Below are 12588 nucleotides of genomic sequence, written 5' to 3'. Positions count from 1 at the left end.
AAGGAGAAATCATAAAATTAATAGGGGCGTTATAATGAAAAAGATTTTTAAAGGAAGTTTGCTGCGCGACAACCCCGAAAAAGCAATGCACTTATATTATGGAATATGTTTAGGAATCTGGCTGATTTATAATTTGGTGACATCCAGCTCCCCTGGACTGCCGCTTATCATTTTAGCCGGAGGAAATCTGATTTACCTTACAATCTTGAAAAAGAAAGAAGAAACGTGAAAAACACGCACCTCAGTGCGTGTCTTTTATTTAAAAACGTTGTGAAGCCCCTCTTCCATTTCTTCTGAGGATGGATACCATTTTGTCACCAAATCCCGCAACAGCCTTTCCGCAAACAGAATCTCTTCCTCTGTATAACGGTCAAAAAAGGAAAGAAAACGCTGCTCGACCTTTTGATGATAGTATTGATGCAAGCTGTGCAGCTTCTTCCCTGCCGGCGTCAAACGGAAGTAGACCTCCTTCTTATTATCGCTGAGCTGTGTTCTGTGGAGGAAGCCGGCGCCAAGCAATTTTGTGCTGATGCGTGACACCGTCGCTTTCGTCGTATTCATTTTGGCGGCAATCGAAGTGACATTGATCGGCTCACCCTCCCCCACACAGGAAAGAACATGAATTTCTGTCATCGTCAATTGAGATTTTTGTCCGTGCTCCTGATCCAGCTTCTTCATTTCATCAGCCAAAAAGGCTTTTATGAGCCCCTCCCATTTCTCCTGCTGATGAATGAGTTCCGTATATAATTCAAAAAGTGATCGCTTAGTATGTTCTGTATCCATACGGCTCTTCCATCCTTTATTAATCAATTGTTTCTTATATCATAACGTTTTGTTACAGATGAAACAATCGATTTGTGTTACACACGGCTGGCAATCGGGAGCCAGCGTCTGATACCCGATTGAATCACTTCTGCCGCATCTGGCCCGGCGGCATCGACTGCCCAGGCGGCATGACCATCAGGCCGAACCAATACAGTATGCACGTCTCTCCACTCTTCACGCGGCTCTGCAAGAGAAGCACACACTGTGTGTAAGCCATTAAATGGGATATGGTCATTATCAGCTCCTTGTTTCAGTGACAGCAAAACGTATGCCCCGTTATGCAGGCAGTTATAGAGGCGTTCCATACTGCCATCAGGAAGCCGCAGTTCCACATCCGGAAGTCTTTTGCCGTTCAACCGATGCGGCGGCATGTTTTGGTCAACTTCATACCCGACATCGATTGCAGAAATTTGGCCCGCTACAAAGCGATTCACATCGGGAAAAGCAAGCATATCGGACACCATGCTTCGCAAATGAAGACCGGCCTTCGTGAAATCCATCAGCCTCGTCTGCGTCTCTGTGTTCCGAAGAAGATCTTCCGCCACCGGATGCCGCTCAGCGTGATAGCTGTCCAAAAGCCATGAAGGTGCAGAGCCGCCGACAGCCGCCGCAAGCTTCCATCCAAGGTTCATGGCATCCTGAAGACCGACATTCAGCCCTTGGCCGCCAGCAGGAAAATGAATATGTGCTGCATCGCCCGCAAGAAAGAGTCTGCCGCTCCGATACTGCTTCGCTTGACGGGAAGCATTCCCGAATCGGGACATCCACGTAGGCTCGTTTAAGCCAAAATCAGTTCCGCACATCCGGATGAGATCTGTTTTCAGCTCCTCTTCTGTGACAGGAGCATCTTTCGGCGTCTGCGTGCGGTAAGGGCTGATCAACACAACACGGTATCGGTCGGGAGAAAGCGGAACAATCATGACTCCCCCCTCTTTCGTACAAAGCGACAAGACACCTGATGGCGGCGGAGAAAGCAGCTTCACATCACCAAGAGCTGCGGTGACGGTGCTGTCTGTTCCAGGAAACGCAATTCCCGCCTGTTTCCGAACAACGCTCCCTGCTCCGTCAGCGCCAACGGCAAACAGGCTGCTCAGCGTCCGCACACTGCCTTCCCGATCCTTGAAAATGGTTTGCACTCCCTCTTCGTTTTGCGTTACCGTTAGCGCCTCTGCCCCTCGTAACACCTCTGCCCCCAGGCTTCGCGCACGTTCCTCAAGCAGCTGTTCAGTCTCGGTCTGAGGAAGCAATAGCGTATAAGGACAACTCGTATCTAGGCTGGAAAAATCAAGACGGGTATCGAGCATTGAAAAATGTCCAGAAGATGTCTTTTTCCCACGAGACGCAAAACGCTCAAGCGTGCGGGGATGCAGCGTCAACGCCTTCGAATACGGCATTGGCTGTTCAAGCCGCTCAAGCACGCATGTTTTTACCCCTGCCAATGCCAGCTCAGAAGCCAGCATCAATCCAACCGGTCCGCCTCCGATAATGACTGTTTCGTAATCCATCATGAGCTCCACTCCTTTTGTTTCACTTGCAACTTAATAAAACCCTGATAAACAGTGACGATAAAGAACACATTTTTTATTTTCGTTACATACGTAACAAAAATGATTATATCGGCTGACAAATGATCTTGCAACACATTTTTCCAATCAGCACAAAAAGACGCCTTTCAAATGGCGCCTTTTTCTCAGTGTACAGCTTCCTAATCCGAAATGACTCCGACAATGTCTTTTTCCCTGATCGGACCGAAATGCCGGCTGTCAAAGCTATATATACGGTTATCTCCGATTACAAAATATTGCCTCTTCGATAACGTCTTTTTCCCTGTCGTCTCTTTCAGAGAAAAATCTCCCGTTACATGGCTTCCGGCAGATACAGATTTCAATGGTTTCAAAAATGGTTCAGCCACCTGTTTTCCGTTCACATACAGCTGATCGTCCTTATATTTGATCGATTCACCGGGCAGCCCAATGACTCGCTTTATCAGCACTTTTTGATCAGGGCCTTTAAACAAAACAATATCAAAACGATGGATGGTTTTGAATCGATGTGAAAATTTATTGACCAACAGTTCGTTCCCTTCCTGAAAAGTCGGGTTCATGCTTATGCCTTCTACTTTGTAATCAATAAAGACGGCATTTTTGACTTGAATGGCGAGAACGACGGAAACAACACCGGCAAGAAACCAAAACCGTTTTTTCATGTTACTGTCTCCCTCCATCATGCTCACGCTGGCTGGCTCTCACATGCAGATGCCGTTCCACCCTTTTGCCGACATACCATAAGACAGCAATTACCACAACGGCAATAACTGTGCGAATCGGCTGCGTGATCAGCGCGTGAAGATCATATCCGATGAAGCTGATCATAAAAATCATGACGAGCTTTCCCGAGGCTGCCGCCAAAACAAACGGCCGCGTCCCGATCCTTGACAAACCGGCGACAACATTCACCGCGGCAGACGGTGTAAATGGAAAACAAAGCAGAAGAAACATCGGGCCAAAACCGTGTCTTTCCACCCATAACATAAGCTTTCTGACAGACGGATGCCTGCGGATGAATCCAAGAGCTCTTCTTTGTCCATAATGACGGACAATGAAAAACACGAGAATGGACCCCGCTGTTGATCCGGCCCATGACAGGATGAAGCCTTCCCACAATCCAAACGAATTGGTATTCGCCACCACAAAAACGATAAGCGGCAAAAACGGGAGAAATGCTTCAACTAAAGGCAGCAGCACAGCAATAAGCGGACCGAAAGCCCTATAGCTTTGAAATAATTCAGTTAAACGATCCTCTGTCAAATAGGATAAAAATTGCTCCAACGTTTATACTCCTCACCGGGTTTGTCTATCCTTATTCTACACATTCTCGGCGAAAAACTAAAAAGTTTTGGCGATTTTTTCTGTCTTGAAATATTTCACCAGCCGATATAGAATACGATTAGAACAAACGTTCCCTTAAGAAAGAAGGAGTTACCATGCCTCATTTGCAGCCAGAAGGATACGAATTGATAGAGCGGGCTCTTTTTTTGCCTATGGTCATTACCATTTTAAACCGTGATCTCAACGGAATTGAAAAAAGCACATTAAAATTAAAACACCCTTATATACAACTTATCAACGAATCATTAAAAATAGCACAAAAGGATCTGATTGAGGTCAGAAAAGAGCTGAGGAAAAGAAAAATTGCCATCCACGAGGCTGAGCGTGATGAAGCCTTTACACTTTATTTATTTGTCATTGATGGCTACGAAGAAAAACACCGCTATTTTAACCCGCGAATCCGTGAGCAAGTAAGCAGTTTGTTAACATTCTATTTATTTGCGCCGGACGCGCCATGAGTCTTTCGGATCATTCTGATCTCTCCTCCTTGCGCCCGTCCACTCTCCGGGCGCCTCACCAATAAATTTCTGACAATTCACACTATACAAACAAAATAAATTTATTTATAATTCGTACCACAGCCTTTTACTCCCCAAAAAGTGACATGTGCCGCCAAATTAACGACATGATTTGCAGCCTGCACATGACACGCACCGCCCAACTTTTAATCAAAGGAGGACTCTATGAAACTGATTCACATTCTTGCTGCTCTGCCCTTCATCGGACTTTTGCTTGGCATCCCTTTTGCAAACAAAGTGACACCCTATCTGTTTGGCATGCCATTCATTCTCGCCTATGTCGTCATGTGGGCTTTGCTGACCTCTGTCCTGATGGCGATCGTGTATGTCCTTGACAAAGAAAATAAAAGGGAGGAAGCAGAATGAACGCAGCTCTCATCATCATTTTCGGCGTCTTGCTATTCAGCATGTTTCTCGGCGTACGCGCCCAAAAAGGGAAAGACATGAATCTTGAGCAGTGGACGGTCGGAGGCCGCGGCTTCGGAACCTTGTTCGTGTTCTTATTGATGGCAGGCGAAATTTATACCACATTTACGTTTCTCGGCGGAAGCGGCTGGGCCTACGGGAAAGGCGGACCTGCCTTTTACATCATCGCCTACGGCTGCCTGGCTTACATCCTTTCTTATTGGCTCCTGCCTGCGATATGGTCCTATGCGAAACAGCATAAGCTGATGTCGCAGTCCGATTTTTTCATCAAAAAGTACAACAGCCCGCTGCTTGGCGTGCTCGTCTCACTGGTCGGCATCGCCGCTCTTATTCCTTATCTTGTGCTGCAACTGAAAGGGCTTGGATTAATTGTATCGGAAACATCTTACGGAAACATTTCTCCCACTGCTGCCATTTGGATCGGCGTTATTTCAATCACAGTTTACGTTATGGTATCCGGCATCCACGGGTCCGCCTGGATATCCGTTGTCAAAGACATCATGATTTTGGCTGTCGTTTTATTCTTAGGCGTATATTTGCCGATTCATTACTACGGCGGATTTCAAGACATGTTTCAGCAGATTGAAAACGCAAATCCCGGTTTTATTACCCTGCCCGAAACAGGGCAAAGTGCTGCATGGTTCAGTTCAACCGTGCTGCTGACGGCGCTGGGCTTTTACATGTGGCCCCATACGTTTTCCGCTTCCTATTCAGCAGAAAACCCAAAAGTCTTTCGGAAAAACGCCATTATTATGCCCTTATATCAGCTGGTCCTTCTATTCGTCCTTTTTGTCGGCTTTGCGGCTATCCTGCAAGTTCCCGGTCTGAAAGGCGCAGACGCGGATTTATCACTTTTGAGACTGTCTCTTCAAACCTTTGATCCTTGGTTTGTCGGAATCATCGGAGCAGCCGGACTGCTGACGGCGCTTGTGCCGGGGTCTATGATTTTAATGTCGGCCTCCACTTTGTTTGCCAAAAATGTTTATCAAGTGTTTGCTCCCCGCACGACGGAACAGCAAGTATCATTATTGGCTAAATGTTTAGTGCCAGTGATTGCGCTGATTGCTGTGTACTTTACATTCAAAGGCGGGAACACAATCGTTACGCTTCTCCTGATGGGCTACAGCCTTGTCACACAGCTATTTCCGGCCCTGCTGTTCAGCCTGTTCAAGCATCATATCGTGACCAAACAAGGAGCATTCGCCGGCATTATAACCGGTGTCGGAGCCGTTTCTTATATTACGGTTACGGAAACAACAATCGGCACGTTATTTCCGGCGCTGCCACAAGCAGCGAAAGACTTAAACGTCGGCATTGTCGCTTTGCTGCTGAATGTTACGGTCATGATGGCGGTCAGTCTCATGACAAGAAAAACGAAAAACGCTGCTGCTGATCAAGCCGCTTAAACAAGAAAAAAGCAATCTGGACAACAGATTGCTTTTTTTCTTTAGCGTTCGCAGGCGATAAAATCTTTATCACGGTCGCTCTTTTTATTGGCGTCATAAAGCGCCTTTGATACGTAAGGCTTGTACTTCGTTTTTCCGCCTTTATTTTTCACTTTGGACGTACGGGCTACCCCGCCTTTGTATACTTTGTTTAATTCCTTGCAGTTCTTATACGTCTTGACCTTCGTTTTGGCTTCCGCCACATGGTCAGCTCCGTATGAAAAACCGAAAACGAGACCGAGTGACAGCAAAAGCGCCGCGGCTTTTTTCATGACAATATACTCCCCCCATACCCAATATTTAGTTGTTTTATAGCGATTTTATCATAATTCAATTCATTCTATTTTACAAGATAAATATGGAAGGAGCGGCATTTTTTTCGGCTTTCTTTGTCTTGCAGAGATGCAAACTGCCAAAACATGTTTTCCTCACTTTGCTCAAGGGTACACATACGAATGTACACCACACACAAAAAAGGAGCGTTGATGATGTCTGATACAAAACGAAACAATCCTTTAACAGCATTTTTTCACGATGAATTTCCTGAACAATACCAAGAACCGCCCGGCTTGCAGCAAAAAATGAAGCCGGTGCCGGACTGCGGAGAAAAAAGCTATAAAGGAGCTGGCAAACTAAATGGCCGAAAAGCTCTTGTCACCGGCGGTGATTCCGGTATTGGCCGCGCTGCTGCCATCGCTTATGCCCGGGAAGGCGCCGATGTGGCAATCAACTATTTGCCCGCGGAACAGCCTGATGCAGAAGAAGTAAAAGAACTGATTGAAGCAGAAGGACGCAAGGCAGTCCTGATTCCAGGTGATCTGAGTGACGAATCGTTTTGTCAGGATTTAGTCAAACAAGCGCATAACGAACTCGGCGGGCTGGATGTGTTAGCGCTCGTTGCCGGTAAACAGCAAGCAGTGCAAAACATTGAAGACCTTCCTACCGAACAAATCTATAAAACGTTTGAAGTGAACGTCTTCTCCCTATATTGGGTGGTTAAAGCGGCGCTTCCGTATTTGCCGGAGGGTGCGTCTATTATTACCACAACTTCAGTTGAAGGCTACAATCCAAGTCCGATGCTGTTAGATTATGCGGCAACGAAAAACGCCATTATCGGCTTTACCGTTGCGCTCGGAAAACAGCTTGCACCCAAAGGCATCAGAGTGAACTCTGTTGCGCCAGGGCCAATCTGGACTCCGCTGCAAATTTCCGGCGGACAGCCGACTGAAAACATTCCGAAATTCGGCAAAGGGACGCCGCCGTCACCATTAAACCGCGCGGGACAGCCGGTGGAACTGGCAGATGTTTATGTATTCTTAGCTTCAGAGAATTCAAGCTATGTGACATCTCAAATATACGGCATCACCGGCGGAATTCCGACGGCCTGACCTTTAGAAGGAGCTCTCCTTATTTTACTGGAGTGCTCCTTTTTAATATCGATATACAAACTCTACAATTTGAGGTTACATATTAATCACGTTTTTAAATTTGTAAATTTTGTTAACTTCTTGCTGGACAAAAAGGATTTTCCAATTAATTGAAGAAATTTAACTATGTATTAAAAAAAGGAGGAATAACAATGAATAAAAAAATTCTTTCAGGAGCATTAGCTGTCGGACTACTAGTGACAGGAGGCACAAATGTTTTTGCAGCTGAAAACCACACACCAGCACAAAAAGCATCCACAATTAAACCAATGAGTGCTGCTTATACAACCGTAACGGCTAGCAACAATCAGGTTACCTTATCAATCAATGGGCTATCAAACCCGTTCACATCCAAATACTATAATATGGTAGCTTGGACAACTGATGGCGGCCAACCTGACAGCACGAAAAGCAATATCTTAGCAACTAAAAGAGCCGGAGATACAACGTCTATCACTTTATCCCTTGATGAAGTAAAAAGAAAATTGGGTACAGGAACTAGAATTTACGGATGGGCGCAAGCAGCAAATGGAACTTGGTACACTTGCGGAAGTGACTCAATTTCCCTTTAACAATTTAATAAAGAGCTCAATACATTAAAATGTATTGAGCTCTTTAATTTCACCAACACTTTTTTATTTCTGGAATGTCTTAGCTTTATTTCCCTAAAAAATTTCATGCTAAAGCATTCTCAAATCCACTTTTCTCCTTCTAATACCGCTCCCCAAGCTCACGCAAAATAAAATCATAAATCATCTTCGTCCGCTCTTCCTTCGGATACAGCATAAATTCCTGCCGTTTCGGGACACGGTGTTCGATTCTGTCCTGAAATTTGGTTCTGAGCCAGGCTGTCCGGTATACCTGATTCTCGAACGAATTGCATGAGACCGGCAGCTCCAACGTTTTTCCGTTTGAAAACGTCACTTCCGTATCGTCGAATTCAGTCGGTTTGAATTCTTTTACATGCACATGGGAAATCCAGCCGCATTGGGGTCTAGTCGAAGAAAGTGTAGGGAATAAAAAGATTTGGTTCGAAGGGTCCACCATGATTGGCGGTTTGTGAGAAATTTTTGTCACTTCATAAGTTCCCGCTTTTCTTCCCGCGTAGCTTGATCCGAAAAATCGGCAGCTTCGGTCGACAATTTGCAGCGGCTTCATGCTGACGTAAAACATACAGTCTTTTTCAATGATTTTTGAACAGATTTTGCCGTCGATTTCTTCTGGCAGCACGGCAATTGTTGCGCTGTTTACTTCATACGATTCTAGTGGTGCGTCAGTTTTCTGACTCATGTTATGGCCTCCATCCTTTTTCTGCAAATTTTATACTAATAATCTATCATCTGTGTTTATAAAACGACAGGATTTTTTAACAAATGAACTAAAATCATCTTTTATTTATATTTTTTAGTTCTATTTTACTAGTAATAAACCGATTTTACTTTACTATATGATCTCATAACACAGCACTTCGCAGGATATGTCGATAGATTGCCAAGTATTAGTTGTCTAAAAATTATAAAAATTTATTGATTTTTTCGACCGTTATCCATATACTATAAAAAAGGCATTGGGGGGATTCTTTATGAAAGAGAAAAAGTCGTACACTGAGCTCATGAAGTCCCGCAACACGCAAAAAACAAAAGAATTTGATGTAACAATGATGGATATTTACATTCAAATGGTGCTCGATGAATCCTTGTTTAAGCGTCGGTTGACCATGCTGACTGACCAAATCAACAAAGCCTTGGACGAAAAAGATAAAGATGCGTTTCTTACGCTCTCTAAAGAATATGCAGCGCTCAAACAGAGCGAATAAGCCAATCCTTAAGGATTGGCTTTTTTAATTATCCATTTACAATCGTTCCCCCGTTGACATGAATGGTCTGCCCGGTGACGTAAGTAGAATCATCGCTGGCAAGATATAAATAGCTCGGCGCCACTTCCACCGGCTGGCCCGGCCGTTCCATCGGCACATCCGAACCAAACACTTCCACATCTTTTGCGGCAAAGCTGGCCGGAATGAGCGGTGTCCAGATTGGCCCCGGCGCAACCGCATTGACTCGAATGCCCTGCTGGACAAGCGATTGGGAAAGGGATCTTGTAAAAGTGACAATGGCTCCTTTTGTCGCTGAGTAATCGATCAGTGTTTTATTGCCTTTGTACGCGGTGATCGATGCTGTATTGATAATACTGCTTCCTTTTTTCAAATGAGGCAACACAGCCTTCGTTAAATAAAACATAGAGAAAATGTTTGTCTGGAAGGTTCTGATCAGCTGGTGGCTAGTGATTTTTTCAATGCTCGGCTGCACATGCTGCTCAGCGGCATTATTGACCAAAATATCAATGGATGAAAAAGCCTGGCTGGCCTGTCTTACCACCTCGTTACAAAAGGCTTCATCTCCGACATCTCCTGCAATCAGCAGGCACTTCACCCCTTCTTTCTCTACATACTCCTTTGTTTCTTCGGCGTCCTGATGTTCATTAAAATACACAATGACCACATTCGCCCCTTCTTTTGCGAATAACACCGATACAGCGCGTCCGATCCCGCTGTCTCCACCTGTAATAATGGCCGTTTTGCCCGCTAGTTTTTTTGCCTTCTTCGGCTTATCAAATACCGGGCGGGGATCCATCAGATATTCGAATCCCGGCTGCTGGTCCTGATGCTGCGGCGGCAATGTTTTCTTTTTCTCATTCGCCAATGCAATCACTCCTTTTCAACCCTATTATGTTATGAATAAAGCCTGCTTCCTATGTATGAAAAGATAGAAAGTGGAAAAATTAAGAATAAATGATATTGGAGGTACAATGGCTTGGCTAATCAACATTTTTCAAAAGAAGCTCCTGAAACATATTGGAGAACATCGGCGGACTTGCCTTCTTTTCCGGCGCTGCAAGAGGATACGGAATGTGATGTCACTATTATTGGAGGAGGCATTACAGGAATCACGACGGCCTATGAGCTGTCCAAAAGAGGCTTCCGAGTCGTTCTGATTGAAGCAAATCAGGTTCTCAATGGCACAACGGCCCACACAACAGCAAAAGTGACAGCTCAGCACGATATGATCTATGATGAATTTATCCGCAACTTCGGGTTGAACCACGCAAGGCTTTATTATGAAGCGAACCAAAATGCAATTGATTACATAAAAGGGATTATTGATGAACATCAGATCGATTGCGAATGGACCAAACAAGATGCTTACCTTTACACAACAAGTGAAGATGCTGTACAAAAAATCCGCACTGAGCATGAGGCATATACAAAACTAGGGATTGAGAGAGACCTCGTAAAAGATCTTCCCCTTCCCGTCGGCTCTAAGCTGGCGCTTGTAATGAAGAATCAAGCCCAATTTCACCCGCTTCACTTTTTAACCGCGCTCCTTGATCAGATCGTGCAAAAAGGCGGACGGATTTTTGAAGAGACTGTTGCGCTTGATATTAAAAAAGGGGAAATGCCTGAAGTTGTTACAAAAAGCCGGCACGCCATTAAAAGCCGATTTATCGTATGCTGCTCCCATTTCCCTTTTTATGACGGGGGCGGATTATATGCAGCAAAAATGTATTCTGACAGATCCTATGTCCTCGCCGTCAAGCCGAAGATCGACTATCCTGAGGGCATGTATGTAAGTATAGATCAGCCGTCAGTTGCGCTTCGCTACACCATTGCCAACGGAGAAAAGCTGATTCTATTCAGCGGAGTAAGCCATAAAACAGGCCAAGGAAAAGACATGTTGACACATTACGAAACGCTGAGACAATTGGCAGAAAGCACTATTGGAATCGAAAGCATTCCCTATTACTGGTCCACACAGGATCTCGTGACTATCGACAAAATCCCATTCATCGGGCCTATGTCTGAAAACGAAGACAATATTCTCGTTGCGACCGGCTTCAAAAAATGGGGCATGACATCATCAGCTGTCGCAGCTCAGCTTTTGTCAGACCTTGTGGAGAAAAAAGACAATCCATATGAGAGCATTTTTACACCGTCGCGTTTTCATCTGAATCCCGGCTTGCAAAAGGTGATTTCCTACAATGCAGATGTGGCCAAGCATTTCATTAAAGGAAAGCTTGAAAAACCCGACGTCGAGTTTGAAGAGATTGCGCCAGGTGAAGGAAAAGCCGTCACCATTAACGGCAGACGCGCGGGGGCATTCAGAGATGAAACGGGGTGCCTGCATCTTGTTGATACAACCTGCACCCATTTAGGCTGTGAAGTGGAATGGAACGATGGAGAGCACACATGGGATTGTCCGTGCCACGGATCACGCTTTAAACCAAACGGCGAGGTAGTTGAAGGACCGGCCATCAAACCATTAAAACAAATTGACCTTGATTAAACCGTTCAGTGAACTGAACGGTTTTTTTATAAATAATTTCTATCTGGCGTCTTCATTCGTGCTCCCCTTGACCGATAAAAAAGAAAAAGGCTTAAAAAACCAAAAGATAAAATTATTTCCCAAGGGGGATCACTGTATTGTTATTTAAAAAAGATAGAAAAAAAGAAACAGCATATTTTTCAGATTCAAACGCCCAGCAAAAAAATCGCATTCAGCTCACAAACAAGTTCTCAGATGTGAAAAAACAGCTCAAAATGGTCAGACTGGGAGACCCAGAGCTGCACGTGCTGCAGGAGCTTCAGCCCTTAATCCAAGAAAACATTGTTTACATCGTGGACGCTTTCTATAAAAACCTCGACCATGAGAGCTCATTAATGGATATTATTAACGACCACAGCTCAGTTGACCGCTTAAAACAAACGTTAAAACGGCATATTCAGGAAATGTTTGCCGGTGTCATTGATGATGAATTCATTGAAAAACGAAATAAAATTGCTTCTATCCATTTACGAATCGGCCTTCTGCCAAAATGGTACATGGGGGCGTTTCAGGAATTGCTTCTATCAATGATTGATATTTATGAAAAATCAATTTCAGATCACCATGAACTGCTGAAAGCAATCAAAGCGACAACCAAAATCTTAAACTTGGAACAGCAGCTTGTTCTTGAAGCGTTTCAAGCTGAGTACAACAAAACTCGCGATGAACAAGAGGAA

Annotated in this window: 15 protein-coding genes and 1 pseudogene; 9 read left to right on the top strand and 7 right to left on the bottom strand. The window is 44.7% G+C overall.

All coding sequences use genetic code 11. From position 1 onward, the window contains the following. Window positions 1-34 precede the first annotated feature (34 nt). Window positions 35-229, top strand: coding sequence for a hypothetical protein (locus LJF29_RS06985; RefSeq protein WP_010333648.1), 195 nt, complete (start codon window positions 35-37; stop codon window positions 227-229). A gap of 26 nt (window positions 230-255) precedes the next feature. Here the strand turns inward: LJF29_RS06985 and LJF29_RS06980 are convergent, their stop codons facing one another. The 4 genes from LJF29_RS06980 to LJF29_RS06965 form a co-directional block, all read right to left on the bottom strand. Continuing rightward, the gene (locus LJF29_RS06980; protein WP_010333647.1) at window positions 256-783 is read right to left on the bottom strand and encodes a MarR family transcriptional regulator; all 528 of its coding nucleotides are present in this window, start codon (window positions 781-783) and stop codon (window positions 256-258) included. Window positions 784-860: 77 nt separating this feature from the next. Further along, window positions 861-2333, bottom strand: a complete 1473-nt coding sequence (locus tag LJF29_RS06975; protein WP_229147754.1) for a monooxygenase — start codon at window positions 2331-2333, stop codon at window positions 861-863. 197 nt (window positions 2334-2530) lie between these two features. Next, a complete protein-coding gene (gene lepB, locus LJF29_RS06970) occupies window positions 2531-3031 on the bottom strand; it encodes a signal peptidase I (RefSeq protein WP_010333645.1) in 501 nt (166 codons plus the stop codon). Window position 3032: 1 nt separating this feature from the next. Continuing rightward, the gene (locus tag LJF29_RS06965; RefSeq protein WP_010333644.1) at window positions 3033-3653 is read right to left on the bottom strand and encodes a TVP38/TMEM64 family protein; all 621 of its coding nucleotides are present in this window, start codon (window positions 3651-3653) and stop codon (window positions 3033-3035) included. Window positions 3654-3808: 155 nt separating this feature from the next. Here LJF29_RS06965 and LJF29_RS06960 point away from each other — a divergent pair, with 155 nt between their 5' ends. The 3 genes from LJF29_RS06960 to LJF29_RS06950 all read left to right on the top strand — a co-directional run bounded on the left by LJF29_RS06960 (window position 3809) and on the right by LJF29_RS06950 (window position 6063). Beyond that, window positions 3809-4171 (top strand): hypothetical protein, encoded by a 363-nt coding sequence (locus tag LJF29_RS06960; protein WP_010333643.1) that lies wholly within the window; start codon window positions 3809-3811, stop codon window positions 4169-4171. A gap of 225 nt (window positions 4172-4396) precedes the next feature. Beyond that, on the top strand, window positions 4397-4597 hold the full coding sequence (locus LJF29_RS06955) for a DUF3311 domain-containing protein (protein ID WP_010333642.1): 201 nt from the start codon (window positions 4397-4399) through the stop codon (window positions 4595-4597). Further along, window positions 4594-6063, top strand: a complete 1470-nt coding sequence (locus LJF29_RS06950) for a sodium:solute symporter family protein (protein WP_229147753.1) — start codon at window positions 4594-4596, stop codon at window positions 6061-6063. The genes LJF29_RS06955 and LJF29_RS06950 overlap by 4 nt, the downstream gene beginning before the upstream one ends. A 41-nt stretch (window positions 6064-6104) precedes the next feature. Here the strand turns inward: LJF29_RS06950 and LJF29_RS06945 are convergent, their stop codons facing one another. Continuing rightward, complete coding sequence (locus LJF29_RS06945) at window positions 6105-6374, bottom strand: excalibur calcium-binding domain-containing protein (protein ID WP_010333640.1); 270 nt, start codon at window positions 6372-6374, stop codon at window positions 6105-6107. 216 nt (window positions 6375-6590) lie between these two features. Here LJF29_RS06945 and LJF29_RS06940 point away from each other — a divergent pair, with 216 nt between their 5' ends. Then, entirely contained in the window at window positions 6591-7490 is a 900-nt protein-coding gene (locus tag LJF29_RS06940) for an SDR family oxidoreductase (protein ID WP_168747353.1), read from the top strand. A 191-nt stretch (window positions 7491-7681) separates the two neighbouring features. After that, window positions 7682-8101: a hypothetical protein gene (locus LJF29_RS06935; protein WP_229147752.1), complete on the top strand. Its 420-nt coding sequence runs from the start codon at window positions 7682-7684 to the stop codon at window positions 8099-8101. A gap of 139 nt (window positions 8102-8240) precedes the next feature. Here LJF29_RS06935 and comK read toward each other — a convergent pair whose 3' ends face one another. Continuing rightward, window positions 8241-8819, bottom strand: a complete 579-nt coding sequence (comK, locus tag LJF29_RS06930; RefSeq protein WP_010333638.1) for a competence transcription factor ComK — start codon at window positions 8817-8819, stop codon at window positions 8241-8243. Window positions 8820-9111: 292 nt separating this feature from the next. Here comK and LJF29_RS06925 point away from each other — a divergent pair, with 292 nt between their 5' ends. Next, on the top strand, window positions 9112-9345 hold the full coding sequence (locus LJF29_RS06925; RefSeq protein ID WP_010333637.1) for an IDEAL domain-containing protein: 234 nt from the start codon (window positions 9112-9114) through the stop codon (window positions 9343-9345). Window positions 9346-9373: 28 nt separating this feature from the next. Here the strand turns inward: LJF29_RS06925 and LJF29_RS06920 are convergent, their stop codons facing one another. Further along, window positions 9374-10231, bottom strand: a complete 858-nt coding sequence (locus tag LJF29_RS06920; RefSeq protein WP_010333636.1) for an SDR family oxidoreductase — start codon at window positions 10229-10231, stop codon at window positions 9374-9376. Between the two features lie 111 nt (window positions 10232-10342). Here LJF29_RS06920 and LJF29_RS06915 point away from each other — a divergent pair, with 111 nt between their 5' ends. Both LJF29_RS06915 and LJF29_RS21290 read left to right on the top strand, forming a co-directional pair. Then, the gene (locus LJF29_RS06915) at window positions 10343-11872 is read left to right on the top strand and encodes an FAD-dependent oxidoreductase (protein WP_229147751.1); all 1530 of its coding nucleotides are present in this window, start codon (window positions 10343-10345) and stop codon (window positions 11870-11872) included. A 254-nt stretch (window positions 11873-12126) separates the two neighbouring features. Beyond that, window positions 12127-12504 (top strand): annotated as a pseudogene (locus LJF29_RS21290) (protoglobin domain-containing protein); the annotation flags it as partial. Window positions 12505-12588 lie beyond the last annotated feature (84 nt).

It is taken from the genome of Bacillus sp. LBG-1-113 (assembly GCF_020708615.1).
GTDB classification, from domain to species: Bacteria; Bacillota; Bacilli; order Bacillales; family Bacillaceae; genus Bacillus; species Bacillus mojavensis.
Note: the sequence above shows the minus strand (reverse complement) of the source record. Positions and strands in the feature narration are given on the sequence as shown.

Coding starts and splice junctions, on each gene's coding strand:
- LJF29_RS06985 (WP_010333648.1), top strand. CDS start 35: ATGAAAAAGATTTTTAAAGGAAGTTTGCTGCGCGACAACCCCGAAAAA.
- LJF29_RS06980 (WP_010333647.1), bottom strand. CDS start 783: ATGGATACAGAACATACTAAGCGATCACTTTTTGAATTATATACGGAA.
- LJF29_RS06975 (WP_229147754.1), bottom strand. CDS start 2,333: ATGATGGATTACGAAACAGTCATTATCGGAGGCGGACCGGTTGGATTG.
- lepB (WP_010333645.1), bottom strand. CDS start 3,031: ATGAAAAAACGGTTTTGGTTTCTTGCCGGTGTTGTTTCCGTCGTTCTC.
- LJF29_RS06960 (WP_010333643.1), top strand. CDS start 3,809: ATGCCTCATTTGCAGCCAGAAGGATACGAATTGATAGAGCGGGCTCTT.
- LJF29_RS06955 (WP_010333642.1), top strand. CDS start 4,397: ATGAAACTGATTCACATTCTTGCTGCTCTGCCCTTCATCGGACTTTTG.
- LJF29_RS06950 (WP_229147753.1), top strand. CDS start 4,594: ATGAACGCAGCTCTCATCATCATTTTCGGCGTCTTGCTATTCAGCATG.
- LJF29_RS06945 (WP_010333640.1), bottom strand. CDS start 6,374: ATGAAAAAAGCCGCGGCGCTTTTGCTGTCACTCGGTCTCGTTTTCGGT.
- LJF29_RS06940 (WP_168747353.1), top strand. CDS start 6,591: ATGTCTGATACAAAACGAAACAATCCTTTAACAGCATTTTTTCACGAT.
- LJF29_RS06935 (WP_229147752.1), top strand. CDS start 7,682: ATGAATAAAAAAATTCTTTCAGGAGCATTAGCTGTCGGACTACTAGTG.
- comK (WP_010333638.1), bottom strand. CDS start 8,819: ATGAGTCAGAAAACTGACGCACCACTAGAATCGTATGAAGTAAACAGC.
- LJF29_RS06925 (WP_010333637.1), top strand. CDS start 9,112: ATGAAAGAGAAAAAGTCGTACACTGAGCTCATGAAGTCCCGCAACACG.